Source organism: Brevundimonas sp. (assembly GCF_041919755.1).
Lineage (GTDB): Bacteria > Pseudomonadota > Alphaproteobacteria > Caulobacterales > Caulobacteraceae > Brevundimonas.
In genome coordinates this window covers 380322-405747 of sequence record NZ_JAYRTD010000002.1, presented here as the reverse complement: position 1 = coordinate 405747, position 25426 = coordinate 380322, and the positions used below count along the sequence as shown (strand labels likewise).

The 25426-nt window shown below is 66.6% G+C and carries 31 protein-coding genes; 14 read left to right on the top strand and 17 right to left on the bottom strand.

The annotated features are described in order from the left end of the window. Positions 1–26 precede the first annotated feature (26 nt). The gene (locus ACE3TH_RS04825) at positions 27–1022 is read left to right on the top strand and encodes an endonuclease/exonuclease/phosphatase family protein (RefSeq protein ID WP_374597871.1); all 996 of its coding nucleotides are present in this window, start codon (positions 27–29) and stop codon (positions 1020–1022) included. Here the strand turns inward: ACE3TH_RS04825 and ACE3TH_RS04820 are convergent. The 6 genes from ACE3TH_RS04820 to ACE3TH_RS04795 form a co-directional block, all read right to left on the bottom strand. Then, positions 1006–2226, bottom strand: coding sequence for a CCA tRNA nucleotidyltransferase (locus tag ACE3TH_RS04820; protein WP_374597869.1), 1221 nt, complete (start codon positions 2224–2226; stop codon positions 1006–1008). The genes ACE3TH_RS04825 and ACE3TH_RS04820 overlap by 17 nt on opposite strands. Continuing rightward, the gene (locus ACE3TH_RS04815; protein ID WP_374597867.1) at positions 2223–2855 is read right to left on the bottom strand and encodes a CoA pyrophosphatase; all 633 of its coding nucleotides are present in this window, start codon (positions 2853–2855) and stop codon (positions 2223–2225) included. Before ACE3TH_RS04815 ends, ACE3TH_RS04820 begins: the two co-directional genes overlap by 4 nt. Beyond that, entirely contained in the window at positions 2852–3412 is a 561-nt protein-coding gene (locus ACE3TH_RS04810) for a DUF1285 domain-containing protein (RefSeq protein WP_374597865.1), read from the bottom strand. The genes ACE3TH_RS04815 and ACE3TH_RS04810 overlap by 4 nt, the downstream gene beginning before the upstream one ends. 148 nt (positions 3413–3560) lie before the next feature. Next, positions 3561–4040: a GNAT family N-acetyltransferase gene (locus ACE3TH_RS04805; protein ID WP_374597863.1), complete on the bottom strand. Its 480-nt coding sequence runs from the start codon at positions 4038–4040 to the stop codon at positions 3561–3563. Positions 4041–4084: 44 nt separating this feature from the next. Next, positions 4085–4858, bottom strand: a complete 774-nt coding sequence (locus tag ACE3TH_RS04800; protein WP_374597861.1) for an enoyl-CoA hydratase — start codon at positions 4856–4858, stop codon at positions 4085–4087. 3 nt (positions 4859–4861) lie between these two features. Beyond that, positions 4862–5950, bottom strand: a complete 1089-nt coding sequence (locus tag ACE3TH_RS04795) for an MBL fold metallo-hydrolase (RefSeq protein WP_374597859.1) — start codon at positions 5948–5950, stop codon at positions 4862–4864. A 102-nt stretch (positions 5951–6052) separates the two neighbouring features. Between ACE3TH_RS04795 and ACE3TH_RS04790 the strand changes: the two genes are divergently transcribed. From ACE3TH_RS04790 to ACE3TH_RS04780, 3 genes are all read left to right on the top strand, one after another. Further along, complete coding sequence (locus tag ACE3TH_RS04790; protein WP_374597857.1) at positions 6053–7066, top strand: hypothetical protein; 1014 nt, start codon at positions 6053–6055, stop codon at positions 7064–7066. A gap of 103 nt (positions 7067–7169) precedes the next feature. Beyond that, positions 7170–7967 (top strand): exodeoxyribonuclease III, encoded by a 798-nt coding sequence (xth, locus tag ACE3TH_RS04785; RefSeq protein ID WP_374597855.1) that lies wholly within the window; start codon positions 7170–7172, stop codon positions 7965–7967. A gap of 2 nt (positions 7968–7969) precedes the next feature. Then, positions 7970–8485 carry a hypothetical protein gene (locus ACE3TH_RS04780; RefSeq protein ID WP_374597853.1) on the top strand — a complete coding sequence of 172 codons (516 nt, stop codon included), beginning with the start codon at positions 7970–7972 and terminating at the stop codon, positions 8483–8485. Here ACE3TH_RS04780 and ACE3TH_RS04775 read toward each other — a convergent pair. Further along, positions 8482–9318, bottom strand: a complete 837-nt coding sequence (locus ACE3TH_RS04775; RefSeq protein WP_374597851.1) for an acyl-CoA thioesterase — start codon at positions 9316–9318, stop codon at positions 8482–8484. The genes ACE3TH_RS04780 and ACE3TH_RS04775 overlap by 4 nt on opposite strands. A gap of 173 nt (positions 9319–9491) precedes the next feature. On the opposite strand from ACE3TH_RS04775, the gene ACE3TH_RS04770 reads away from it, so the two are divergent. From ACE3TH_RS04770 to ACE3TH_RS04755, 4 genes are all read left to right on the top strand, one after another. After that, on the top strand, positions 9492–9995 hold the full coding sequence (locus tag ACE3TH_RS04770) for a winged helix-turn-helix transcriptional regulator (protein WP_374597849.1): 504 nt from the start codon (positions 9492–9494) through the stop codon (positions 9993–9995). 81 nt (positions 9996–10076) lie between these two features. Next, positions 10077–11258 (top strand): acetyl-CoA C-acyltransferase, encoded by a 1182-nt coding sequence (locus ACE3TH_RS04765; RefSeq protein ID WP_374597848.1) that lies wholly within the window; start codon positions 10077–10079, stop codon positions 11256–11258. Positions 11259–11414: 156 nt separating this feature from the next. Beyond that, positions 11415–11762: a VOC family protein gene (locus ACE3TH_RS04760; RefSeq protein ID WP_374597846.1), complete on the top strand. Its 348-nt coding sequence runs from the start codon at positions 11415–11417 to the stop codon at positions 11760–11762. Beyond that, a complete protein-coding gene (locus tag ACE3TH_RS04755; protein ID WP_374597844.1) occupies positions 11759–12187 on the top strand; it encodes a YkgJ family cysteine cluster protein in 429 nt (142 codons plus the stop codon). The genes ACE3TH_RS04760 and ACE3TH_RS04755 overlap by 4 nt, the downstream gene beginning before the upstream one ends. Here ACE3TH_RS04755 and ACE3TH_RS04750 read toward each other — a convergent pair. From ACE3TH_RS04750 to thiE, 6 genes are all read right to left on the bottom strand, one after another. Then, on the bottom strand, positions 12184–12876 hold the full coding sequence (locus ACE3TH_RS04750) for a hypothetical protein (protein WP_374597842.1): 693 nt from the start codon (positions 12874–12876) through the stop codon (positions 12184–12186). The genes ACE3TH_RS04755 and ACE3TH_RS04750 overlap by 4 nt on opposite strands. 17 nt (positions 12877–12893) lie before the next feature. Next, positions 12894–13055 carry a hypothetical protein gene (locus ACE3TH_RS04745; RefSeq protein ID WP_374597840.1) on the bottom strand — a complete coding sequence of 54 codons (162 nt, stop codon included), beginning with the start codon at positions 13053–13055 and terminating at the stop codon, positions 12894–12896. Continuing rightward, positions 13036–14067, bottom strand: coding sequence for a cytochrome d ubiquinol oxidase subunit II (gene cydB / locus ACE3TH_RS04740; protein WP_374597838.1), 1032 nt, complete (start codon positions 14065–14067; stop codon positions 13036–13038). Before cydB ends, ACE3TH_RS04745 begins: the two co-directional genes overlap by 20 nt. Continuing rightward, positions 14067–15491, bottom strand: coding sequence for a cytochrome ubiquinol oxidase subunit I (locus ACE3TH_RS04735; RefSeq protein ID WP_374597836.1), 1425 nt, complete (start codon positions 15489–15491; stop codon positions 14067–14069). The genes cydB and ACE3TH_RS04735 overlap by 1 nt, the downstream gene beginning before the upstream one ends. 114 nt (positions 15492–15605) lie before the next feature. Then, a complete protein-coding gene (locus ACE3TH_RS04730; RefSeq protein WP_374597834.1) occupies positions 15606–17297 on the bottom strand; it encodes an ATP-binding protein in 1692 nt (563 codons plus the stop codon). Between the two features lie 68 nt (positions 17298–17365). Continuing rightward, positions 17366–18025 carry a thiamine phosphate synthase gene (gene thiE / locus ACE3TH_RS04725; protein WP_374597832.1) on the bottom strand — a complete coding sequence of 220 codons (660 nt, stop codon included), beginning with the start codon at positions 18023–18025 and terminating at the stop codon, positions 17366–17368. A gap of 121 nt (positions 18026–18146) precedes the next feature. On the opposite strand from thiE, the gene ACE3TH_RS04720 reads away from it, so the two are divergent. From ACE3TH_RS04720 to ACE3TH_RS04700, 5 genes are all read left to right on the top strand, one after another. Continuing rightward, positions 18147–18332 carry a bacterioferritin-associated ferredoxin gene (locus tag ACE3TH_RS04720; protein WP_292173444.1) on the top strand — a complete coding sequence of 62 codons (186 nt, stop codon included), beginning with the start codon at positions 18147–18149 and terminating at the stop codon, positions 18330–18332. 167 nt (positions 18333–18499) lie between these two features. Beyond that, positions 18500–19000, top strand: coding sequence for a bacterioferritin (bfr, locus tag ACE3TH_RS04715; RefSeq protein WP_374597830.1), 501 nt, complete (start codon positions 18500–18502; stop codon positions 18998–19000). Between the two features lie 61 nt (positions 19001–19061). Further along, on the top strand, positions 19062–19616 hold the full coding sequence (locus ACE3TH_RS04710; RefSeq protein WP_374597828.1) for a tryptophan-rich sensory protein: 555 nt from the start codon (positions 19062–19064) through the stop codon (positions 19614–19616). Between the two features lie 93 nt (positions 19617–19709). Continuing rightward, positions 19710–20276, top strand: coding sequence for an elongation factor P (efp, locus tag ACE3TH_RS04705; protein WP_296166612.1), 567 nt, complete (start codon positions 19710–19712; stop codon positions 20274–20276). A 112-nt stretch (positions 20277–20388) separates the two neighbouring features. Next, entirely contained in the window at positions 20389–21192 is an 804-nt protein-coding gene (locus ACE3TH_RS04700) for an inositol monophosphatase (RefSeq protein WP_374597826.1), read from the top strand. A 2-nt stretch (positions 21193–21194) separates the two neighbouring features. Here ACE3TH_RS04700 and ACE3TH_RS04695 read toward each other — a convergent pair whose 3' ends face one another. Next, positions 21195–22484, bottom strand: a complete 1290-nt coding sequence (locus tag ACE3TH_RS04695; protein WP_374597824.1) for an MFS transporter — start codon at positions 22482–22484, stop codon at positions 21195–21197. Continuing rightward, a complete protein-coding gene (locus ACE3TH_RS04690; protein WP_374597822.1) occupies positions 22481–23404 on the bottom strand; it encodes an SDR family oxidoreductase in 924 nt (307 codons plus the stop codon). The genes ACE3TH_RS04695 and ACE3TH_RS04690 overlap by 4 nt, the downstream gene beginning before the upstream one ends. A 158-nt stretch (positions 23405–23562) precedes the next feature. Here ACE3TH_RS04690 and ACE3TH_RS04685 point away from each other — a divergent pair, with 158 nt between their 5' ends. Continuing rightward, positions 23563–24483 (top strand): AraC family transcriptional regulator N-terminal domain-containing protein, encoded by a 921-nt coding sequence (locus ACE3TH_RS04685; RefSeq protein WP_374597820.1) that lies wholly within the window; start codon positions 23563–23565, stop codon positions 24481–24483. Positions 24484–24499: 16 nt separating this feature from the next. On the opposite strand, the gene ACE3TH_RS04680 is transcribed toward ACE3TH_RS04685, so the two are convergent. Both ACE3TH_RS04680 and ACE3TH_RS04675 read right to left on the bottom strand, forming a co-directional pair. Beyond that, positions 24500–25267, bottom strand: a complete 768-nt coding sequence (locus tag ACE3TH_RS04680; protein ID WP_374597819.1) for a DNA polymerase III subunit epsilon — start codon at positions 25265–25267, stop codon at positions 24500–24502. Continuing rightward, positions 25264–25404, bottom strand: a complete 141-nt coding sequence (locus ACE3TH_RS04675; protein ID WP_374597817.1) for a hypothetical protein — start codon at positions 25402–25404, stop codon at positions 25264–25266. Before ACE3TH_RS04675 ends, ACE3TH_RS04680 begins: the two co-directional genes overlap by 4 nt. Positions 25405–25426: the final 22 nt, after the last annotated feature.

Below are 25426 nucleotides of genomic sequence, written 5' to 3'. Positions count from 1 at the left end.
TCCTGCCGCAAAGCTTCCAACGCCCGATGACGTCACCCGTTCAACCGGACCGGCCCGCTCGCCCGCCCTTCGCACGGGGCGGCCTGGCCTGGCGCATCGCCGAAGTCCTGATCGGCCTCGGCCTGTTCGCCCCGCTGACCCTGGCCGTGGCGGCCCTGTCCGGCTCGGGCCACCGCTGGATCGACATCCTGGCCCAATTCACCGCCCCGGCCCTGACGGCCACGGTCCTGCTGACCACCCTCGTCGCCGTCGCCCGCCTGTGGCGCGTCACCGCCTTTGGCCTGATCGTCGCCATCACCCTTCTGGTCGCCGTCTGGCCCCAGTGGTTTCCGGCCCAGCCCCCGGTTCGACCCGGCGCACCCGAACTGACCCTCTATTCCGCCAACGTCCACTATCTGAACACCGACATCGACCGGATGCGTCGCTCTATCGATCAGGCCGATCCCGACATCATCATTTTGGTCGAACTCAGCCTCCAGACCGCCGACGGCATCGAGGCCCTGCTGGGCGACTATCCGCATCGCGTCGACGCCACCCTTCCGGCCCAAGTGCGCGGGCCGTCGCGCTCCATCATCGCCTCGCGCTATCCCCTGACGCAGGTGCCGACCTTCCCCGACCTGCTGCACGATGTCGCCGCGGTGGCCGACACCCCGCTGGGGCGCATCAACATTGTCGGCGTCCACCTGACCCGCCCCTGGCCCTATGAGTTCCAGCATGGCCAGGTCATCCAGACCGAGAACCTGGCTGCGCTCCGCCGCACCACCACCGGCCCCATAATCGTCGCCGGCGATTTCAACAGCGTCTCGTCCGCCCGCATCGGCCGTCAGGTCCGCGACGAGGTCGGCCTTCATCCCGCCCCCGGCATACTCGGCACCTGGCCCACGGCCCTGCCCCCGGTCTTCGGCATGACCATCGACCAGGTCTACCGCTCGCCCGACCTGACCTTCACCAGCCGCCGCCTGGGCCTGCCCAACGGCTCGGATCACGCCCCGGTCGTGACAACCTTCACCCTGGCGGAGTGATCAGCGCCCTCAGCCGCGCCTCATGCCCTTCGGTCGGAAAATCATCCGCGACCCAGCCGTCCTCGAACGCCTTGAGGACCCGCCCCGTCTCCGGCCCCGGCTCCAGACCCAGTTGCGCCAGCTCCCGTCCTCCGACCGGTAGACGCGGCACGGTCCAGCCGTCCGCCAGCGCCAGCAGCCGCTGGGCGCTGGCTTCAGAGCCATCCGCCGCTTCGGCCCAGCGCCGCACCACCGCATCCTTGAACCCCGGCCGCCCCTGGCGGTACAGCGCCGCCCGCGCCGCCTGATCCGTCATCTCCAGATCGACCACCGCCCACGCCCGCGCCGCCGCCGTCAGCCGGTCGCGAACCGCATTGGACAGCCGCAGCCGCACCGCCACCGCCTTCACCACGTCCTGATCGGGCGGCAGCAGGGCCATCAGCCGCATCTCAGCCTCCGGCGACCGCTCCACCATCGCCTCGAACGTCGCCAGATCGCTGGCCTCGGGCAGCACCTGCGCCAGCACACCGGCCTCGCGCATCGCCGCCACCGCCCGGCGCGGGTCCGGCGCGGCCAGCAGCTTCAGCATCTCCTTGGACACCCGCTCGGCCGACAGCCGCGTCATCCCTTCGGCCAGGGCCGCGCACGCCGCCATCGCCTCTGCGTCCGGCTCGCCTCGCCCATACCAGGCGTAGAAACGGAAGAATCTCAGGATCCGCAGGTAATCCTCGGCGATGCGCGTCCGGGCCTCGCCGACAAAGACGATCCGCCCCTCCGCCGCGTCCGACACCCCATGACCCGTCGGGTCGAACACCTCTCCGGACGCATCGGCATACAGCGCATTAAGCCGGAAATCGCGCCGCGCGGCGTCCTCGGCCCAGTCGTCGGTGAAGGCCACGGTGGCATTGCGCCCGTCGGTGGAGACATCCTGCCTCAGGGTGGTGATCTCATAGGGTTTGCGCCCCGACACCGCCGTCACCGTCCCGTGCGCCATGCCGGTCGGCACGGCCTTCAGACCCGCTGCCTCGATCGCCGCCTTGGTTTCCTCGGGTTTCAGCGTCGTGGCGATATCCACATCGTCGATGGCCTGCCCCATCAGGGCATTGCGCACGCAGCCGCCCACGAACCGCGCACAGCCCGGTCCGCCCGCCGCCTCCAGCGCCGCGATCACCGCCCGCGTCGCCGGATCGCTCAGCCAGTCCTGTCCGGTCAGCCGCACGCTCACGCCGCCTCCTCGCCATACAGCCGCATCCTCAGCGCCCGCACGATCCCCGCCGTCACGCCCCAGATGTAGCGTTCCCCGAACGGCACGGCCCAGTACCACCGCCTCGGCCCCGTTTCCGGATCATAATAGTCGCGCCGGTGATTGGCCCCGTCGATCAGGAAATCCCACGGCACCTCGAACACCTCGGCCACCTCATCCGGCGACGGCGTGGTCTCGGGCGCATGGCTCAGCCAGCCGATCACCGGGGTGACCAGAAACCCCGTCCCCGTCTCATAGGCATCGCCCAGCCCCAGTATCTCGACCGCATCGGGGTCCAGCGCCACCTCTTCCCACGCCTCGCGCAGTGCCGCCTGAACCGCCGTCTCGCCGGGGTCCAGCCGCCCGCCCGGAAAGGCGATCTGCCCGGTATGGCTGGCCAGGGTATCGGCCCGCCGCGTCATCAGCACCGTCGCCCCACCTTCATGTGCGATGATGGGGATCAAGATGGCCGCTGCCCGCAAGGTGCGCTCTTCGCGCTCTGCATCCGGGTTCAGGTCGAAGTCGGACCGCGCGGGCCCATTCTCGATCGACCAGCTTTCGACCGACAGCAACCGAGCCCTCAGCTGCGCCTTTAGCGCCACCAGACTCATTCGGGGCTCACTGGGCCAAGAGCAAAGGCCTGCCCCTGCGCCCGCACGACCCACTGCCCGTCCTCGACCTCGGCCGCCTCGACCAGTTCGTAGAAGACCGACCGCGCGATCCGCGCCCACAGATCGGCCCGCACATGTACGCGCGGCGCGGGTTCGCCCGTCTCCGGATCGGTCTCGACGACGATTGCGTGCTCCGGGCCCGCCTCGACCTCATCGCCGACATCGGTGGTGAAGGTCAGATGGTCGTCCCCGATCTCCACCGACACGGCCCGGAACGGCAGATCCTCGACCGTGATCGACAGCTTCTCGCCCGGCGTGACCAGCACATAGCCATCCGCATCCTTGCGCAGGATGGTCGAGAACAGCCGCACCAGCTCGGGCCGCCCAATGGGCGATCCCTCGTGCATCCAGATGCCGTCGCGCTGGATGACGATGTCGATGTCGCCACAATGATCGGGATGCCACAGATGCACCGGCGGAATGCCCCGCCCCGGTGCCTGCTTCGCCGCCGCCGCCACAGCGGCCAGTCCGGTCGAATTGTCGGATGAGGTCGGCATGCAACCGATCTAGGCCCGATCCCCCTGCGCCGAAAGCCCTGCGACCGTATCTGACGCATCCGCATGCCAGTCTCGCGACGATGCGCCCGCCATTATCGAAGTCAGAAACGTCGCCAGGTGGACTGAGTGGACTCAGTGGACTCTGTTTTCAGGCGGCCCGCACGATCCCGGAAACGTCCGCCGGTCCCCACCACAGCAAGCGTCGCCCATCGACCGGCCCGGGCATGACGACGTCCTCGACCTTCCGGAACCCGAACCTTTCAAAGTACGGTACGTCTCCAACCAGCAATATGCCCGCCGCATCCCCGGCCTCGGCAAAGGCCAGGCACGCCTGCACCAGTTCGGCCCCCAGCCCCCCGCCCCGGTTGCCCGCCTCCACCGCGATCGGCCCCAGGAACAGCGCCCTAGCGTCTCCTATGGTGATGGCCCACAGCCTGACCGAGCCTATGACAGCGCCGTTCTCGCGCGCCACAAAACCCGCCGCCACTGACGCTCGCTCCCGCAGCCGTTCCGCCGTCTTGGCGAACCGGCCCGGCCCGAAGGCGGCCAGCACCAAGGCCTCGACCGCTGCGGCGTCCGCAGGGGCTTCGGTCTCGATACGAACAGGGGCTGACGGCGTGTCGAACATGGGCGTGGTGCCTAAAGCCCCGCAGCCCCCCGCGCAATGGCCAATCAGCCGGCCTTGCTGAAATCCGGAGCCCGCTTCTGGCTGAAGGCCATGAAGGCCTCCATCGCCTCGGGGCTCTTCATCTGGCTGCCGAAGGCCTCGCCCTCGCGCTGCATCAGGGCCCACAGGTGTTCGGCGTCCCGCATCAGCCGCTTGGTCTTGCGCAGCGAGTTGGGGGCGCGCGCCGCCAGCTTCCCGGCCAGCTCCAAGGCCGTCGCCTCGACCTGCTCGCTCGCCACCGCCCGGTTGGCCAGACCCCAGGCCACCGCCGTGCGCCCGTCGACCGGCTCGCCCAGGGCAAAGATCTCAAACGCCCTCTGGTGCCCCAGCACCTGCGGCAGCAGCAGCGACGACGCCGCCTCCGGAGCCAGCGCCAGATTGATGAACGGTGCCGACAGCAGCGCATCCTCCGCCACCACCACCATGTCGCAATGCAGCAGAAGGGTCAGCCCGATCCCCACGGCCCGCCCCCGCACCGCCGCCACCGCCGGCTTGTCCAGATCAGCCAGCGCCTTCAGGAACTGGAACACCGGCATGTCCAGCGGCTCGCCGCTCTGCGAGCCTATGGCGATGAAGTCGGCGATATCGTTGCCTGCCGAAAAGCTGTCGCCCTCGGCCCGGAACAGCAGAACCCGCACCGCATCATCGCTCTGCGCCCGCTGCGTCGCCTCGGCCAGGGACCCATACATCGCCTGGGTGATGGCGTTCTTCTTCTCGGGCCGCGCGAAGGTAACGCTCAGGATGCCGTCGCTCAGGTCGGTGCGTATATGGTCGGTCATGGCTCAGGCCTCCTCAAGGTGGGTAGCGGTCCACCAGTCCACGCCATCGGCGTCCCGGGTCCGCTCAGCACGACCCTGACGGGCCAGATAGTTCAGATGCGCGATCGCCTCACCCGTGGCCATGCCGCGCACGCCGTCGCCGACGGGACGTGCAAACAGGCTGCCAAAAACATCGACGGCCCGCTTGGGCTCCTTCAGCGACCGTTCCAGCCGCCTCAGCGACGTCTCATGGCCCCGGATGAGGGCGTCCAGCCGCGTATGAACCCCATAAAAGGGCTCCCCATGCGACGGCAGGATCAGCGCGCCCTCCGGCAGCACCGTCTTCATCCGCTTCAGAGACGCCAGCCAGTCACCCAGCGGATCGGCCTCGGGCTCCGTCGGCCAGACGGATACATTGGACGATATGCGCGGCAGTATCTGATCCCCGCCCAGCACCACGTCATCGCTCTCGCGCCACAGACAGGCATGCTCCGGGCTGTGCCCCTCGCCCACCACCACGCGCCAGTCGTGACCGCCTATGTTGATCCGGTCGCCTTCGCTGATCCGCACATAGCCAGCAGGCATCGGCGATACCGCCATGCCGAACCGCCCAAATTCGCGCCGATAGGTCTCGATCTGGGCCTCACCCCAACCGGCCGCCCTGTAGAAGGTCTCGCCCGCTTTCGGTGCCGCCTTGCCCGTGTCCGACACCAGCATGCGTGCCGTCACATACTCCAGCCGCGTCATCAGCAGCGGCGCATCGAAACGCTCGCACAGCCATCCCGCCAGGCCGATATGGTCCGGATGCATATGCGTGCAGATCACCCGCGTAACCGGACGTCCGCCCAGCGGCCTAGTGAGGATCTGGTCCCACAGCCCGCGCGTCTCCTCGATCGCCAGCCCGGTATCGACGATCGCCCAGCCTTCGCCGTCGTCGATCGCAAACACATTGATGTGGTTCAGCGCGATCGGCATCGGCAGCCGCATCCATAGCACGCCGGGTGCCACGGCCATGGCATCACCAGGTAGCGGCAAATCGGCGAACGAATAGGTCAGGCCGCGCTCGTCACGCCTCTCGGCTTTTGATACCGCTGCGAGTGCACCGTCCTCCAAGTCCGTCTCCTTTGAAGACCCATCTCTAGACCCAAACCAGGGCGGAAAGCCAGACTCAGTCGACTTGACCCCAGCGTCATTCCGACTGACTTTGGAGGAAGCGTGTTTTTCACCCCCCGGAGCCTGACTGTGTCTTTTTCTCGATTGTTCACAACGATCCTTTGTGGCCTGACACTGGGCTTCAGCACTGTGCAAGTCGCCAGCGCCCAATCACCGGGCGGCAGTTCGCTACCTGAAGCCGGCGGGCGTGCAGCACCAGGCAATCCATCTGATCCCATCAATGCGCGCGGGACACGCGATACCTCGGCAACTCGTCTTCGCGGTGCTCGACGCGAGCGTGCCGCGCCTGCTGCGCCTACCGCCGAGCAAGTAGTGGCTGGCGCTCAAGCCCTCGCCACGGCATCGGGTCTGGCTTGCCAGGTCACCCAAGCGACCCTGCTTGGGCAGGATCAGCAACGCCAGCAGATTTACGAAGCTGCCTGTGCGACTGGCCCCGGCTACATCATAGTTGGCTCAACGCCGCCTTTGGCTGTCGATTGCCTTGAGCTTGCCGGCACCGCCGCAACAGCGCGCGCTCGCAATCCGGAGGCCAACGTTGGCCAGCAATGTGCGCTGCCAGCCAACAACAACGGCCTCGAGGTCATCGGCGGCTGGGCCCGCGAAGCGGGAGTGACCTGCAATGTCGATCAGGCGCTAGCAATCGGCAAAAGCGCGGGCGGTTCCATGATCTATGAGATCGGTTGCGCTGACGCGGACGGCTACTGGCTGGAAAAGACATCCGCGGGGTGGGACTTGCAGGAATGCATCCAGGTCCAATCCTCACAGGGCGTCTGCAACTTCACCACCGCCGCAGAACAGGCCGCCGGCTTCCGTACCAAACTGGCCGGAACCGACGCTGCTGCATGCGATGTTCAGACGGTTCGTCTCATGGGACACAACGCCAACGGTCGCTTCTATGAAGCCAAATGCGGTGCAGGCGACGGCTACATCGCCCGTGTCAATGCCGAGGGCGTCACCCAGCAGGTCTACCCCTGCGCCACAGCCCAGAACATCGGCGGTGGCTGCCGCCTCACGACGGCCTCGCCTGCGGCCGCAGCGCCTGCGACGACCCAGTAAGACAACAAGCCTGTTGGTTACAAATGCCCCTCGGAGACCACTCCGGGGGGGTGTTTTCTTATGCGGCTTCACAGAACGCCCCGATGCGACGTAATCAGGGCGGATGCGCATCGCCACCTGGAACGTCAACTCCGTCAACGCCCGGCTGCCGACCGTGCTTGCCTGGCTAGAGGCCGCATCGCCAGACGTGGTCTGCATGCAGGAGATCAAATGCCTGGACGAGAAGTTCCCGCGCGAGGCCTTTGAGTCGCTCGGCTACAATGTCGAGGTCCACGGCCAGAAGAGCTACAACGGCGTGGCCCTGCTCTCCAAATACCCGGTGTCCGATGTGCGGCGCGGCCTTCCCGGCAGCGACACCTCGGGCGTCGAGGCGGAGTTCGAGCAGGCCCGCTATATCGAGGCCGTGATCGAGGCCCCGCGTCCCGTTCGCGTCGGAGGACTCTACCTACCCAACGGCAATCCCATCGGCACCGAGAAGTTCGCCTACAAGCTCTCCTGGATGGACCGCCTCCATGCCCACGCTGGTGCCCTGCTGGCCCAGGAAGAGGCCTTCGTCCTGTGCGGGGACTACAACGTCATCCCGACGCCGGACGATGCCAAGACGCCGTCGGCCTGGGTCAACGACGCCCTTTACCAGCCCCAGAGCCGCGCCGCCTTCCGCGCCTTGAAACATCTCGGCCTGTCCGAGGCCGGCGAACTGGGCAAACAGCCGCCCGGCACCTTTACCTTCTGGGACTATCAGGCCGGGGCATGGCAGCGGGACAACGGCATCCGCATCGACTTCCACCTGCTGTCGCCCCAGGCCGCCGATCGCTTCAGGGGCGTCGAAACCCACCGTGACGCCCGCGACATGGACAAGCCCAGCGACCACGTCCCCGTCGTCGTCGAACTGGAGGACTGAGGATGGCCGAGGCGCTGCGTCTGGTGCTTCTGGTGGCGCTGGCGGCGGCGGCCCTTACGACCGGTGCGCTCGTCCTCGCCTGGTGGATGGAGCCGATGCGCCGGATGAAGCGGGCACTGCTCAAGTCTCTGGCGGCAGCGCCCGAGGCCGAGGCCTATTCTCCGGCCGAGGGCCGCGCCGCGGGTCTGGATTTCGACGGAGCCCAGGTCAGCGTCCTGTGGAATCGCGGCGGCTCGGGCCTCGTCTATGACTTCCACGAAATCGAGGGCGGCGAGATCATCGTCGACGGGCACGTTGTGGCGCGCGTACGGCGTGGCGAGGCCCGCAAATCGCTCGACATCCTGGCCCCTGATGCCGAACAGGTCACCCTGCGCCTGCTGTTCGCCGACGCCCGCCACCCTGAGTTCGAGCTGGCCTTATGGGACGCGACCCTGCCGGTCCAGACCAGCTCTCCGGGCGAGGCTCTGCGCCTGGGCCGTCGCTGGCTGTCGCATCTGGAAGCCTTGCTGAAAGGCTAGGCTGCCCGCGATGCCATCACCTTGCGCAGCTGTCGCCCGACGGCCAGCGGACGCCCGTCCTGGGCCCAGGCTGTGGCATCCTCCACCGTCCAGCCGGCATGGCTGTCGCGCGACACGAATTCGAAATAGGTCCAGCCGTCCGGGGCGGCATCCTCCGGCACCGGGCCGAAGAAATCGTAACGCAGGTCTGCCGTGGCCGAGACGGCCGGCGGCGGCGGCAACATGGTCCAGTAGACCGGGAAGGTCGCATCCAGCAGAAAGGCCAGCCGCGCCTCGTCCAGCGGTCGGCCGTCCACGGTCCGCATCCAGACGCGCATCCGGTCGGTGCTGTTCTTGCCAAACAGCTGGATGCCGCCGACGAACCGATGCTCCACATGACGCAGGAAATGCGGTGCGAACCCGTCGCCCATCGGCGTCAGCTGTTGATCCTCCAGCGGTGGCGGCACGATGGCGGCGGCACGCACCTCCGGCCCGTCGCCTGCACTGCCAAAGGTCACCTGGGCGCTCATCGCCAGCCGATCCCCCTGCCCGGCCCGCACAGAGGTGTAGACCGCCGACCGACCGCCCCTCAGCTTCTCGCTGTTCAGGGTCAAGGGCTCGAACCGCGCGCCGATCAGGAACTGTATCGACACGGTCCGCAATGGCTGAGCGATCTCCAGCGCCTGTCGCGGAGCCCTCACCGCCAGGGCGCTCATCAAGCCGCCGAACGGCGCGCCCTTCTCACCTGGCCAACTCCGCGGTGCGTTGGAGAAACCGGTGGTCAGATCGGCCACCAGACCGCCTTCGCCGTCGTTCGTCAGGGTCAGGGCCTGATCCAGGGTCTGTTCGGTCATGGGCGTTTCAAAAAGACGGGCGGACGACACAAGGTCTTCCGCCCGAAGGTCGAGGGGATCAGGACGCCTCGCGCAGGTGATGCGACTCGTCCATAGCCAAAAGAAACTTACCTCGTCCGTTCCGAATGACAACCCTCTTGCAAATCCCCTGACGCAGGGTCACTTTCGTCCGTATGGGACGCACCGCCGATTATTCACGCCAGAGCTGTTCGATCGCCGCGACACTGGAGGTCATCGGCGACCCCTGGACCCTGCTGGTCATCCGCGACGCCTTCAACGGCATCAGCCGCTTTGAACAATGGCAGGACCGCTTGGGCGTCGCGCGCAACGTATTGGCCGCTCGGCTGAAATCGCTGGTACAGCACGGCGTGCTGGAGCCGCGTCTCTATTCCGAACGTCCGCCCCGCAACGAATATGTCCTGACCGCCAAGGGCAAGGATCTGTACGGGGTCCTGGTCACCCTGCATGGTTGGGGAAACAAGCACGTGTACGGCAGCACCGACGCCGGCTTTGCCATGATCCACAAGACCTGCGGCCACGACCTGACCCCGCGCATCGCCTGTGGCCACTGCAACGAAATCGTCAAGCCACGCGATCTCCTTCTGACTCGTACCGCGGACTGTCCGACCGTCGGCGACCTGCTGCCGCGTCAGAACGCGAGTGAGGACGCAGGCTAGACCGTCTTGCCTGCCCGGGCCCGATGGCCCATGTCGCTCCATCATCGCCCCTGCGGCGCACCAGCCATGGATAGTGTCCTGATGTCCGATCCCGTCGTCATCGTCTCCTTCGCCCGCACGCCCATGGGCGGTTTCCAGGGGGCCTTTGCCAATACCAAGGCCACGGACCTGGGGGCCGCAGCGGTCAAGGCCGCCGTCGAACGCGCTGGTGTCTCGCTTGAAAAGATCGAGCAGATCTACATGGGCTGCGTCCTGCCCGCCGGTCTTGGTCAGGCCCCGGCACGCCAGGCCGCCCTCGGTGCCGGTCTGGGCCAGCATGTAGAGGCGACCACGGTCAACAAGATGTGCGGCTCGGGCCTGCAGGCCGTCATGATGGCTTCGGACAGCCTGACCGCAGGCAGCGCCGACATCATCGTGGCCGGCGGCATGGAATCGATGACCGGCGCGCCGTATCTGATGAACAAGCACCGCGGTGGTGCCCGCATCGGCCACGACGTCATCGTGGACAGCATGATGATGGACGGGCTGGAGGACGCCTATTCTCCCGGCAAGCCGATGGGCTCCTTCGCCGAGGACACCGCCAGAAGCTATCAGTTCACGCGCGAGGCCCAGGACGCCTACGCGGTTGAAAGTCTGACCCGCGCCCGCGCCGCCATCGCGTCCGGTGCCTTCAAGGCCGAGATCACGCCCGTAGACGTGGCCACCCGCAAGGGCACCGAGACGATCAGCGAGGACGAACAGCCCGGCAAGGCCATGCCGGAGAAGATCCCTGGCCTGAAACCCGCCTTTGCCAAGGACGGCACCATCACCGCCGCCTCCTCCGCCTCCATCTCTGACGGCGCTGCAGCGCTGGTCATGACGCGCGAGAGCGTAGCCAAGGCTTTGGACCTGCCTATCGTCGCCCGGATCGTCAGCCATTCGGCCCACGCCCATGAGCCCGGTCTGTTCACCACCGCCCCCGTTCCGGCCATCCAGAAGGCACTGAAGAAGGCGGGCTGGTCGGTCGAGGACGTGGATCTTTGGGAGGTCAACGAGGCCTTCGCCGTCGTGCCCATGATCGCCATGCAGGAACTGGGCATCGACCACGCCCGGCTCAACGTTAACGGCGGCGCGACCGCCCTCGGGCACCCCATCGGCGCGTCGGGCGCGCGCGTGCTGGCGACCCTGCTAGGCGCGCTTCAGGCGCGCGACGGCAAGCGCGGCGTGGCGTCGCTGTGCATCGGTGGCGGCGAAGCCGTGGCCCTGGCCGTCGAGCTGGTCTGACTGCGGCGGGGCATGTCGCTCGCCATCAGCCGCGCCAGCGCGGGGCCTCCGGTGGTCAGGACGATCATCTGCGACTCCCGCAATTGCGAACCATTAGCAAGTTCGCGCAGAAGGCTGGGTCGTGGCAAGCCCTCATTGGGAAGCGGGAGATCACGCATGCGTGTCGATGGAAAACTGGACTACCTCGAACTCCCCGCCGACAGCACCGGCACGATCAAGGCCTTCTACGGTGCGGCCTTCGGCTGGACGTTCCAGGATTATGGCCCGACCTATGCGGCTTTTAGCGAAGGTCTGGACGGCGGCTTCGATGCTGACGAAGCCACGTTGAAAGCGCCCCTGCCCGTCCTTTACGCCGCCGATCTGGAGGCGGCCTTGGCTCGCGTGACGGCGGCGGGCGGGACCATCGTCAAGCCGATCTTCGACTTCCCCGGCGGACAGCGCTTTCACTTCCGCGATCCGGCCGGCAACGAACTGGCCATCTGGTCCGAGCCGAAGGCGACGTGACCACGGCGACCATCACCAAATCCTGTGGCGACTGCGGCCTGTGCTGCAAGCTGATGGGGGTGACAGCCCTGGCCAAGCCCGCGGGCAGATGGTGCCGTCATTTCAGCAAGACTAGCGGCTGCGCCATCTATGCCGACCGCCCGGATGATTGCCGCGTCTTCAACTGCCTGTGGCTGCTGACCGATGCGCTCGACGAAGCGTGGAAACCCTCCGTCGCAGGCTTCGTCCTGCACAGCGAGCAAGGCGGTGCGCGCCTGATCGTCGAGTCCGACCCCGCACGCCCGCACGACTGGCGGCGCGAGCCCTATCAGTCGGTCCTGCGTCGCTGGGCCGAGGCTCCCGGCCAAGAAGTGCTGGTGTTCGCCGGGCTGCGCGGTGTCAGGCTGGGCCCGATCGACGTCTCCGTCAGACGGGCAGCGGCCTAGCGCACGTCTACCGTTTGGGCGATCCGCTCGGCCAGGGCCTGATCGGCTCCCTCCAGCGACATGATCCACACATGGATTTCCTTAGGCGCGGTCTCGCGCTGGAACAGGTGTTCCATGGCATGGCGGGTACCACCCTGGTTGGCCACGACGGTGGCCCGCCCGCCGACCTCGGCCATTTCGCCGGAATAGATCGGGAACTGTGAAGACGGCCCGGCATAGATCATGGCGAAGGACTTATCGCCCCGCTTGACCGTGTAGATCTTGAAGTTCGGCCCGGGCCGCCCCGTCTCGATCCGGAAACCGGGCGGCAGCTCGATGGTGAACGGCAGGGCGGCGATGGCCGCCGCATCGAGCACCGTCGCGGCCGGAGCCGGAGCCGGCGCGCTCGCCTCTGCCGTTGCAGGTGCCGCTGGCGGTACGGCTGCCGATGAAGGCGTCGCGGCGGGCGGCCGGACAGCGTTCGATGCCGCAGCGGGAGCCGGCGTCACGATCGGCGGCGGAGGCGGTGCCCCCTCGGCCCTCGGCGCGGCAGTCACGGTCTGCGCTGGCGCGCCGTTCAGACTGCGCGTGATATCCGATGACGCCGCTGGACGCGCCGTGGCGGGTGCCGGTGTCTGGGTTGCCGCCTGGGCGTGGACCAAGGCCGGAGAAGCAGCGACGATGAGGGCGGCGAAAGCGATACTTTTCATCCTGCCTATGTCGCCCGTCAGCCCATGAACGGCAAGGCCCTCAGCGCATAGGCGACCACGGCCGTGACCCCTGCGGCCAAGACCGACAGGCCGACGAACCAGGCCAGCCGCTTCCACAGGGGTCCGGGCGGCTCGTTCGGTTCCGGCGGGGGGACGGGATCAATGATGATAGCCGGCATCCTCGTCGATCTTGCCGCGGAACACCCAATAGACCCAGGCGGTATACGCCAGAATGGCGGGCACGATCGTCAGCGTCCCGACCAGCATCAGACCCAGCGCATTGTCCGGACCGGCGGCCTGCCGGAAGTCCACGGCATAGGGCACGATATAGGGCATGAAGCTGGCCGCCAGCCCCATGTAGCCTGACAGAAACACCAGGATCGTCCCGACGAAGGGCCGCACATGCGACGACCGGCGCGCCGATCCCACCAGCAGGATCAGACCCGCCAGGCCCAGCAAGGGCACCGGCAACAGCGGCCCCAGAACGCTCCAGTCCACGCCGAAGCCCTGCGTCAGATCAAACCCCCAGCGCAGGGCGATACGCGGATGCACGAACAGGGTGGCCAGACTGACCGCCGCCAGAAGACCGGCCGTGCAGGCCGCGCTGATCAGCGTCCAGCGCCTGGCGTCGCCATGCAGATTGTCCTTGGTCTTCAGCATCAGCCAGGTCGCACCCAAGAGCGCATAACCGGCCACGATCCCGGCCGAGACCAGCAGCGTATAGGGGGTGAACCAGTCGAACGGCCCGCCGGCGAACTGTTCGTTCTCCACGGTGACGCCCTGGATGAAGCCGCCCAGAATCAGCCCTTGCGCCGCCGCCGTCAGGATCGAGCCGCCCGCGAACATCTGGGTCCAGAATTTGCGACCGCGCTTTCTGGCCCGGAACCGGAACTCGAAAGCCACGCCGCGCAGGATCAGGCCCGCCAGCATCAGCAGCACCGGCAGATACAGCGCCGGCATCAGGATGGAATAGGCCAGCGGAAACGCCGCCAGCAGCCCCCCGCCCCCCAGCACCAGCCAGGTTTCGTTCCCGTCCCACACGGGCGCGATGGTATTCATCATCACATCCCGCTCGCCCGGCGACCGGGCGAAGGGAAACAGGATGCCGACCCCCAGGTCGAACCCGTCCAGCATGACGTACAAAAGCACGGCAGTGGCGATCACCCCGGCCCAGATCAGTGGCAGGTCCATCAGTCCTCGTCTCCCGGAATCCCACCCTCTGCATCGGCGGGTGCCCTGGCCAAGGGCGACCCCGGGGCCCGGTCCTGACGCGGATCGGGCTCGGCCAGCGCCGCCTTGGGGCCCTCGGCCATCAGCCGCAGGATGAACAGGGCGCCGGCTGTGAACACCAGGGCATAGACCAGCACATAGACCGTCAGGCTGGTCGCCACCTCGGCGGCCGTGACGGGCGAGACGGCGTCGCGCGTCTTCAACACGCCATAGACGACCCAGGGCTGGCGTCCGACCTCCGTGACCATCCAGCCGGCCAGCACTGCAATGAACCCGCTCGGCCCCATGGCCACGCAGAACTTCAGGAACCACCGGCTCTCGAACAGCCGCTTGCGCCAGATCAGAATGGCTCCGACCCCGCCCAGGGCGATCATCAGCAGGCCCAGGCCCACCATGATGCGAAAGCCGAAGAACGGAATGAAGGGCGGCGGCTGATCCTCGCGCGGCCAGGCATCCAAACCCTGTATGACCTCATCCTTGGGCACATTCTGGATCATGTTGCCGATGCCCGGGATCGAGACCTCGAAATGGTTTTTCTGCGCCTCGCGGTCCGGAATGCCGAACAGGTGCAGCGGCTGGTTGGAACGTGTTTCCCAATAGCCCTCGATGGCCGCGGTCTTGGACGGCTGATACTTGTGCGCCACTTCACCCGACCAGTGGCCGACGACCAGTTGCAACGGCGCGACCACGGCCACCAGACCGATGGCCATGACCAAGGCGATCCGGCTTTCGGTCCAGGTCGTGCTGCCGCGCTTTTCCTTCAGAATCCGCCAGGCCGAGGCTGCGCCCACGACCAGCGCCGTGGTCATGAAAGCCGCCAGCAGCATGTGCACCAGCCGCGACGGAAAGCTGGGGTTGAACACCACCTGCCAGAAGTCCGTAGCCTGAAACCGGCCGTCCGCCATGATCTCGAAGCCTTGCGGCGTCTGCATCCAGCTGTTGGCCGACAAAATCCAGAAGGCGGAGATGGTCGTCCCGATCGCCACCAGCACGGTCGCTGTAAAGTGCAGCCTGGGTCCGACCTTCTTCCAGCCGAACAGCATGACGCCCAGGAAGGACGCCTCCAGGAAGAAGGCCGTCAGCACCTCGAACGCCAGCAGAGGCCCGATCACTCCGCCGGTCAGGCGGATGAACTCCGACCAGTTGGTACCGAACTGATAGCTCAGCACCACGCCCGACACCACGCCCATGCCAAAGCTGAGAGCGAAGATCTTCACCCAGAACAGATACAGGGTCTTGAAAGCCTCGCGCTTGGTCCAGAGCCACAGCCCTTCCAGCACCGCCAGGAAGGCCGCCAGCCCGATCGTGAAGGCGGGAAACAGGATGTGGAACGCGATGGTGAAGGCGAACTGCATCCGCGACAGCAGAAGCGCGTCGAATTCCACGGCAATCGCCTTTCGAATAACCCTACGACAAGTGCGGCTTTAAACCTGTCGAGCCGCAAAGTCCATGAGCGTTCGGTCGCGCGGCGGAAGGTCGCAAAGCTTGGCTGTTAATTATCAGGCGGCGGGCAATTCGATCCAGAAGGTCGCGCCCTCACCCGGCTGCGACACCACGCCGATACTGCCGCCCTGCAGCTCGACCAGCCGCTTGGCCAGAGCCAGGCCGATGCCATGCCCCTCGATGGTCGACCGGTCGAGGCCCAGGCGATTGAAGGGCTCGAACAGCTGAGCCTGTTTTTCCGGCGACAAGCCCGGTCCCTGATCGATCACCTCGATCCGAACCGCGTCGTGCACCCGGCTGGCGCGGAAGGTGACGATGCCACCGCTGGCTCCATACTTCACGGCATTGCTGGCCAGGTTGGTGACCACCTGATTGAGCCGCTGCGAATCCGCCAGGGCCACTAGGCCGTCGCCCTCGGTGACGACTTCCAGTTTCAAGGCACCCGCTTCGGGCCGCAGCGCGGTCGCACGGCGCACATCCTCCAGCACGCCGGGCACATCGGTGGGTCGCAGCTCCACGCTGACCTCACCGGATTCTGCGCGGGCCACGTCCAGCAGGTCGTGGGCCAGACTTTCCACCTGCCGTGCCGTCTTCACCAGCATGGCGGCCATCTCGGTCTGGGTCTCGTTGACCGGTCCCAGCTGCCCGCCCTGCCACAGGTCGCCGATGCCGATGATGCCCCCCACCGGGCTCTTGATCTCGTGCGCCACATTGGCGAGCAGGCGCGACTTGGCGGCCGAGGCCTTCTCGGCCCGCACCTGCCCCAGTTTTGCACGGTCCGACAGACGGTCCCGCTCTTCCAGCAAGGCGGCGACCAGCATGACCGGCAGATACCCCAGCATGACCAGCAACTGCCCCATCAGGGCCTGGTCTGCGCGGCTGAAGTCACCAGTAAAGGGGCCATGACCGGTCATGCTGCCGCCGACCGCCAGAATGGTCACAATCAACAGCGCCGCCGTCACGCCCAGCATGCGCAGCCGCACGGCGATCAGCAGCAGGATCGGCAGGATCAGGAACGACAGCTGGACATCCAGATGCACGAACACGACCCAGCCCCCGACTGTCAGCAGGGCCATCAGCACTGCGGCCTCCAGCGCAACGGCCGGCGCACGCAGTCGGGCCAGCTCCCGCTTCGTCAGCGACAGGCCGAAGCTGCCGATGATGGCGATGCTCAGCGCATGGCCGAACCACCAGGTCTGGGCGCTCAGCAAGGGGTTGGTGCCATCCATCCAGTACAGCATGGCACTGGCAAACATGGCCGAAGGGATTGGCGCGATGAGGGCCGCACCCAGCAGGAAGCGCGTGGCTCCCGTGACAGTCGCCAGATTCAATGTCGGCGCGAAGCGACGTGCCATCAGCACAGCCACGACGATGTCCAGCATATTGGCCAGGGTGAACATCAGCGTGTGCAGCGTATCGTTGCCCACCAGGAAGTTCCCGGCGGCCAGACCCACGGCGATCATGGCCCCGAAGCTGTAATCGTACATCCGGCCCGATGACGTCCTGAGCCAGACGACTACGGCCAGACCGGCGGCACCCCACAGCGGCGCGACAAGTCCGACAGAACGGGCGAAACTTATGGAAATGACGACCATCACGGTCACGGCCAAGGCCGTAAAGACCGGGGTCAGGGCCTGCCTCCGCCGACGCAGGTTCGCCGCCTGACGCGCCTTGGCCGTCGCCGCCGCCGGTCCGGGCACATCGACGGGCAGGCTGTCGGTCGAAGAGAGCGCGCGGCTCTGGGGCATGAACGCGGGTCCGGCAAGCGACTAAGAACTGCCTTGCTTACCGCGCACCCCCTAACATCCCCTGAAGGTCAGGCTTCGGCGAGCAGCGCCGCATTGAAATCGCGCACGGCCTCCGCCGCACCGTCGGCGTGGTCCCATACCGCCCCGCTGACCGCGACAAAGTCCGCACCCGCTCGCGCCAGCGCTCCTGCCGTCTCAATGGTGATGCCACCTATGGCGACGCATGGTACCTCCACCGTCTCCTGCCAGATCGTCAGGATTTCGGGATCGGGGCGGTGCGTCGTCGCCTTAGTCGTCGTGGGATAGAAGGCCCCGAAGGCGACGTAGTCGGCCCCCGCCTCAGCCGCATCCATGGCTAGTTCGCGGCTGTCGTGGCATGTGACGCCGATCATCGCATCAGGGCCCATGATGCGCCGGGCCTCGGCCAGCGGCATGTCGGACTGTCCCAGATGCACACCGTCGCAGCCCGACCGCTTCGCCAGGTCGGGCCGGTCGTTCAGCATTACCGCAACCCCGCGCGCCTGCGCCACGGGCCGGACCGCCTCCACCGCCGCCAGCACACCGGCGTCGTCCAGATCCTTCAGCCTGATCTGCAGCGCTGCGACGTCTCCGGCGTCCAAGGCCTCGGTCAGTGTCGCAACAAACGCCGCCATGTCCGGGATCGCCGGCGGCGTGATCAGATACAGCCGACAGGGCGGGCGTTCGAGGATCAGGGATTGCTTGGCCATGCCCGGCAAGTGCGTCGCCCTCCGGTCCGCGTCAAGCCGCCACTCCTGCGAACGCCTTGCATTCGCCTTAACGAGCCTGCTATAGCGAACCATTCGCATTACCAGCCGGATCGAGCCTGCCGTGTACGTCTGCAACTGCAATGGTCTTCGCAAGCGTGACGTGGCCCTCGCCATCGAGGCGGGTGCGTGCCGGCCGCGCGACATCTTCACCCGTAACCAGTGCCAGGCCCAGTGCGCCAAATGCGTCTGCGAGATGCGCGAGATGATCCAGGAAACCCGTCAGGCCTTCGCTATGGCGGCAGAATAGCCGACGCGATGCGGCTTCGCTTTGCGCGGAAAAATCATTCGCAATATCAATGTACTGATAAGTGATCGCAAAAGATCACAGCCTTCTTTCCTGTGATACAAAACGGGCCAGGACGGGGTGTGTCCGGGGCCGTCGGTCCCTCACCCGCCATTGAAAGAGACCAGGCCATGAAGGGCGATCCCGCGATCATCCGCACCCTCAATGCGGTGCTGACCAATGAACTCACTGCGGTGAACCAGTATTTCCTGCATGCCCGCATGTTCGAAAGCTGGGGCCTGAAACACCTCGGCAACATCATCTACGAGGAATCGATCGGCGAGATGAAGCATGCCGACATGCTCATCAAACGCATCCTCTTCCTGGACGGCCTGCCCAATCTGCAGGACCTGCACAAGCTGAAGATCGGCGAGGAAGCGGTCGAATGCCTGGGGGCCGACCTCCAGCTGGAGATTGACAGCCGCGCCACGACCGCCGCCGCCGTCGCACAGTGCGAGGCCGCCGGCGACTTTGTCAGCCGCGACCTTCTGATGCGGATCCTTAGCGACACTGAAGAGCACATCGACTTCCTGGAAAACCAGCACCACCTGATCCGCCAGCTGGGCGTACAGAACTATTTGCAGTCCGCCATGACCGAGATTAGCCCCGACAAATCCGCCACCGGCAACTGATCGGCGGAACCGCCAAGCCGTCCCGCCCATTGTTCGCGCGAGAACATTGGAGAGGCCAAACATGACCGACATCGGCGATTTCGTGGAAGACGCACGCGACGCGGCGCTCGATCTCGTCAATGCGGACAAGGACGATATGGGCCATGTCCTGCTGGGCGTCGCGGTCACCGCCGGGTTTGCTCTGGCGGCGACCTTCCTGGCCAACAAGGCACTTCAGCCACGCCTGTCGGCCGCCGATATCCGCAGCGGTGCCCGGCCCGTCACTGAGCGTCCACGCGGCGCGATGAGCATGATCGTTCCGGCGGTGTTTTCCGCCACCAGCCTGTCCGCCGTCCGCGTCTGGAATGGCCCCAAGAGCCGACATCGGGCCGGCACCCTGGCCCTGTGGGCCGCGACCCAGGTGGTCAACGCCATCTGGCTGGCGGCACGTCCGGCGGGTCGAGGTTTCCAGATCGCTGCAGCCATGGCCTCGGCCGGCATGGCCGCCGCCTTCGCGCATGAGGCCCGCAAGCTGGATCCGGCGGCCGGAAAGCTGGCCTCCCCCATTGGCGGCGCGACCCGGCTAATGAACAAGGTCGAGGACAAGCTTTCAGACGACCCTCGCACCGTCCACTGACGGACAGCGCCTTGCCGTAACGCCCGGCATCCTTTACGGACTGCGCCCGCTCGTGCGCGCCACAAGGGCTGCGCCAAACCTTTCGAGACACCGATGAAGATCAACGGCAACACCATCAAGCCCGGCATGGTTCTGCAGCACAACGGCGGCCTGTGGGTCGTGACCAAGGCCAGCCACGTTAAGCCCGGCAAGGGCGGTGCCTTCGCCAACGTCGAGGCCAAGAACCTGGAAACCGGCAACAAGCTGAACGAGCGGTTCCGCTCCGAAGACAAGGTCGAGCGCGTCACGCTGGAGCAGAAGGACTATTCCTATCTGTTCGACAACGGCGACAGCCTGGTGTTCATGAACGACGAGAATTACGAGCAGATCGAACTGCAGAAGGACTGGGTCGGCGAAGAGCGAATCCCCTATCTGCAGGAAGGCATGAAGGTCGTCATCGAGAGCCATGAGGACCGGCCCATCGGTCTGGAACTGCCCGATCAGGTCACCCTGGAAGTGGCCGAGACCGAGCCGACGGTGAAGGGACAGACGGCGTCCTCGTCCTACAAGCCCGCCATCGCCTCGAACGGCGTGCGCATTATGATCCCGCCCTATATGTCGGCGGGCGAGCGGATCGTCGTAGACACGACGACCGGCGAATACGTCCGCCGCGCGGACTGACACAACTGACCCTGCGGCTCCATCCGGAGCCGTTGAACTTCTCCGCATCTCCGGGCCCCATCTCAGTCAAGAATGGGCCTTTTCAGGACATGCGGACCAGGAGATCTCGACCATGGCCCTCGCCTCCGCCCTGCTTCAAGTGATGATGGACGCCGTTCGCAAGACGGCACGCCCCATGCTGCGCGACTTCGGTGAGGTCGCCCAGTTGCAGGTCTCTCGCAAGGGGCCCGGCGACTTCGTCACCGCCGCCGACATCAAGGCGGAAGACACGCTTTATGAGCTGCTGATGAAGGCCCGCCCCGGCTATGGCTTTCTGGGCGAGGAACGGGGTCTGATCGAGGGGACGGACAAGTCCCACACCTGGATCGTCGATCCGATCGACGGCACCACCAACTTCATGCACGCCATGCCTCACTTCGCCATCACCGTGGGGCTGGAGCGGCGCAGCCCCGACGGCGCGACCGAGATCGTGGCCGGCGTCACCTACAATCCGGTGATGAACGAGCTGTTCTGGGCCGAAAGGGGCAAGGGCTGCTATCTGAACGACCAGCGTATCCGCGTGGCGGCCCGCAAGGATCTGTCCGAAAGCCTGATCGCGACGGGCCTGCCCTTCATCGGCAAGACCGGCCATGCCCAGTCGATCAAGGACATCCACGCGGTCGGCCAGCGCGTCGCGGGCATCCGCCGCCTGGGCAGCGCTGCGCTGGACTTCGCCTGGGTCGCCGCAGGCCGATACGACGCCTACTATGAGCGCAATCTGAAGCCCTGGGACGTGGCGGCGGGCATCCTGTTCGTCACCGAGGCCGGCGGCATCGTCACCACCATCGACGGCGAAGGCCGGCCGGAGACTGGGGCCCAGATCCTGGCCACCAACACCGACCTGCATCCGCAGCTGCAGAAGGTGCTGCGGGGCTAGCGTCACCCGTCTGCCTGCAGCCCGCGCGTCTGCAGGGTCACGGCGATGCGGCGGTTGGCGATCAGGGCGGCGAGTCCGGTCAGGACCGTGGCGATCGGTACGATCAGCAGGCCGAGGCCCAGCGTATTACTCAAATCACTGGCGGCTGCCGCGTCACTGACTGCGCCGACGATCACGGGGCCAAGCGCCGGTCCTACCAGGCCGGAGCCGATCAGCATCAGGCTGGTGGCCATGGCCTGTTTGCCGGGGCCCGCGACCAGATGCGCTGCGCCGAACGCCCAGGGCAGCAGCAGGGCAAACGAGAACATGGTCGGCACGAACAGGGCGATCGACATCCAGCCGGTCGGCGCGAAGAGGGCTGCTGTGGTCGAGACGGCCGAGATCAGGAACAGCCAGCCCGGCAAGCCGATGATGCGGCCCCGACCCGAGCGAACCGCCCGGTCGAAACCTCGCCCGCCCAGCAAGGCCCCGATCACACCCAGCCCGCCCTGCAGCAGGCCGAAGGACAGGCCGACCTCGCCCGCCGTGAAGCCGTGCGTGCGGATCAGGAACGGGGACGCGAAGACATAGAAGGGCACGGAGGCGAAACCAATCATGACCGCCGCCACGAACAGCCAGCGAAAGCCTGGTGCCGAAAGCAGACGCAGGGACCCGCGGACGAAGGGCGTACGATTGGCTGCCGTGTCAGGCCGGGGCGGCGTCGGACGGATGACCAGCAAGGCCATCATGAAGGCCAGGCCGCCCAGTGCGCCCGCCCCCACCAAGGCTGTGCGCCAGCCCACGGTGTCGGCCATGGCTCCGCCGGTGGCAAAGCCGACCATGGTGCCAAGCGGAATGCCCATGGAAAACAGGCCGAGCGCCAGGCCGCGCCGCTCGGGCCGCACCTGCCGCGAGATCAGGGCATGCCCCGCCGGCATGCCGCCCGCCTCGCCGAAGGCGACGCCGAAGCGGGTCAGTGCCAGGACGACGAAGCTGGCGGCCAGCCCACCAAGCGCGGTCATGACGCTCCAGACCAGCAGACAGCCCAGCAGCACCAGCCGGGGCGAGCCGCGATCGGCCATTCGCGCCAGCGGAAGCGACAGCAGGGTGTAGCAGACCGCAAAGGCCGCGCCGGTCAGCAGGCCAAGCTCGGTATCACTGAGCCCCAGGTCAGTCTTGATCGCCTCGGCCAGGATGAAGGGCAGGATACGGTCGATCTGGCTGATGGCGCTGATCGACAGCAGGGCCGCCAGCAGGGCCCAGAGCCGCCACCCGCTGGCATAGGCGGGGGCGTGGTTGTCGACGGCGGTCATCGGCCGGCCTCGAAACGCACGCCCGTGAGGGCCTCGGATATTTCCCACAGGCGGCGGCAGGCAGCCTCGTCCAGCGCCGGTTCCGGAATGCGGGCCTCGGCCGGAAAGCCGCTCAGCTCGGCCCGGCCGTCGGGGCCATAGTAGACCCCGCCCTGCGCCTGCGGGGCGGTCGCGGCGAACAGGCTGGGCAAAGCCCCTTGCGGCACAGGCTGAAACAGGAACCACAGCATGCCGCGCATCATGCGTCGCACACCGCTGGCACCGCCCGGCGTGTTGTAGAGCAGGCCCGTGCGGGAAATACCGGGATGGACCGGGATACTGGTCAGTCCCCAGCCCTCGGCCTGGCTGCGTCGCTGCAGCTCCAGCCCGAACATCAGGCACGCAAGCTTGGACTGTGAATAGGCGGCCATGGGTCGATAGGCGGTCTGTTGCAGGTCGGCGAAATCGATCTCGCCGCCCCGCGCCGCGATGCTGGACAGTGTCACCACCCGCGCCTGCTCCGCGTTGATCAACAGCGGCAGCAGCAGGCCGGTCAGGGCGAAATGGGCCAGATGGTTGGTGCCGAACTGAAGTTCGAAGCCGTCGGCCGTCTCCATCCGGCGCGGCGGCGTCATGACGCCTGCATTGTTGACCAGCAGGTCAAGCACGTCTGTCTGGGCCCGCAGTCGCGCGGCCAGGGCGGAGACCGAAGCCATACTGCTCAGGTCCACCGGCTCAAAGCGCAGCGCCGCGTTCGGTATCTCCGCCTTGATCCGGGCGATGGCCTCGGCCCCCGTCTCTGGATTGCGGCTGGCGACAATCACCTGGGCTCCGGCGCGGGCCAGTTCGCGGACCGTCTCGAAACCCAGGCCGGCCGATCCGGTCACGAGGGCGGTCTTGCCGGTTTGGGGCGGGATGTCTGCGGCGGTCCATCGGGTCATGGCGGGGCTCCGGGTCTGGGGTGTCGAAGCCATCAGGGTGAGCGATGCATCGGAAAAGCGAATGTCGGATGCACCGCCTTACTTGCCTAAAACTCCAGACCGCCTTGTGGGGTGACCCTCAAGGGCGTAGCCCTTGTCGCCATGGAATGGAGGTTTCGATGACCAGCCGACTGACCGACGCCATCGCCGGGATTCTGGACAGGCACGGGATCGAGAACGGCGGGTTCGAAACTCCGGTGCCCGGCTTGCGGCTGATCCGGACCTATGGCTGCGTGCCGCCCCGGCACATGACCTATCGCCCGTCATTATGCCTGATCGCCCAGGCGGCCAAGCGGGTCATGGTCGGCGACAGCACCCTGACCTACGGTCACATGCAGTCGCTAGTGATCACGGTGGAGGTGCCTGTGCTCAGCGAGATCATCGAGGCCACGCCGGACAAGCCCTTCATCGGCGCGACCCTGGCGCTCGATCCCGACATCATCCTCGATGTGGTCACACGCATGGACAAGGCGGCGCGACCCGGCGGCCCGGCAGGTCTGGGCCTGGTGGTCGAGCAGGTGGATGAGCGGATCGCCACCGCCATGATCCGGCTGATCGAACTGGTCGATCAACCCGAAGCGATCGAGATTCTTTATCCAGGCGTAATGCGTGAGATTGCCTATTGGCTGATGACCGGCCGGGCCGCGGCCAATGTCGCGCGCATGGTCCTGCCCGAAGGGCCGCCGCAGCGTATCGCTGTCGCTATCCATCATCTTCGTGACCATTTCGATCAACCGCTCAGCGTCGGTGACTTGGCCAGGCTGGCAGGCATGAGCCCCTCTGCCTTTCACCAGCATTTCAAGGCCCTAACCTCCATGTCTCCGCTTCAGTACCAGAAGCATCTGCGCCTGCTGGATGCCCGCCGGCGCATGCTGACCGAGGGCGAACGCGCGGGCGCGGCCGCCTTCTCGGTCGGTTATGAAAGCGTCTCCCAGTTCAGCCGCGAATATGCCCGCATGTTCGGCGATCCCCCGCATCGCGAAACGAAGCGAGCCAGATTGAGTTTGACCGGGTCCACGACCCTGGCCGGGGCCGTCTAGGAGGCTTGGTCGGGCGCTAGATCAACGTCTGCTGGTTCGACCGCGCCGGTGCGGCGAGCGGCTGGCCCCCGCGCCGTACCACCTCGGTCTCGGCACTGAAGCGTACATCGATGTCGCGGTCGCGGGCCAGGGTGGCGAGCGCGGCGTCGGAGAGGGCGGACCACGGCCTGCCACGATCGGGACCGGCGGGAACGCGCGGCAGCAGACCGGGCTGGCGGCTCCATTCGATCAGCTGCGACAGCGGCACGGTATTGAGCATGTCGCGCAGATGGTGTGCGGTCACATAGGCATCGGGCAGAGCCCGGTGGGCAGGCAGGCCCCGCTCGTGGACCAGGCCCTCGGGCCTACGCTGATAGCGCAGCATCTGGTTGGAGAACCTCAGTAGTTCCGGCCAGAGCCGCAGGGCGCATTTCCAGGTACAGATCCAGTTCGCGCCCCCACTGAGGCGGGGCGTGCAGTAGCGCTGTTCGAAGGCGGCCCGGTGCGCTGCGAGCGCCACGACGGGGGTGTCGGGCCGCAGCACGGATGGGGCGACGTCCTTCCAGAAGGGCGCATCCGCGACCCATTCGTCGAGAATGTGATGGACGGCCATGGTGTCCGGCGAGATCGGGCGTCCCGGATTGACGAAACGGGCCCCTCTGGAGGTCTCGCTGACCGACCACAGGCCTCCGGCGTCCTGCACGACGTCCTGCCAGCCGATCTCGCAGACATCGCCCGCGCCATTGCCGGCGGTTTCAAGGTCGATGACGCGAACGCACAAGGGCCGGGCGGGGTCGTCCGTCACGATTTGGAGCGCGCGCCCTTCTTGCCGAGGATCGCCTGGGCCTTCGACGACTTGCGCGGATTGCTCTCGCCGTCCTTCGCCGCCGCGGCATTGGCGCGCCTGGCTGTGTGACTACCCTTGCCCTTGGTCTCTGACATTGTCGTTCTCCGCGTGGATCAA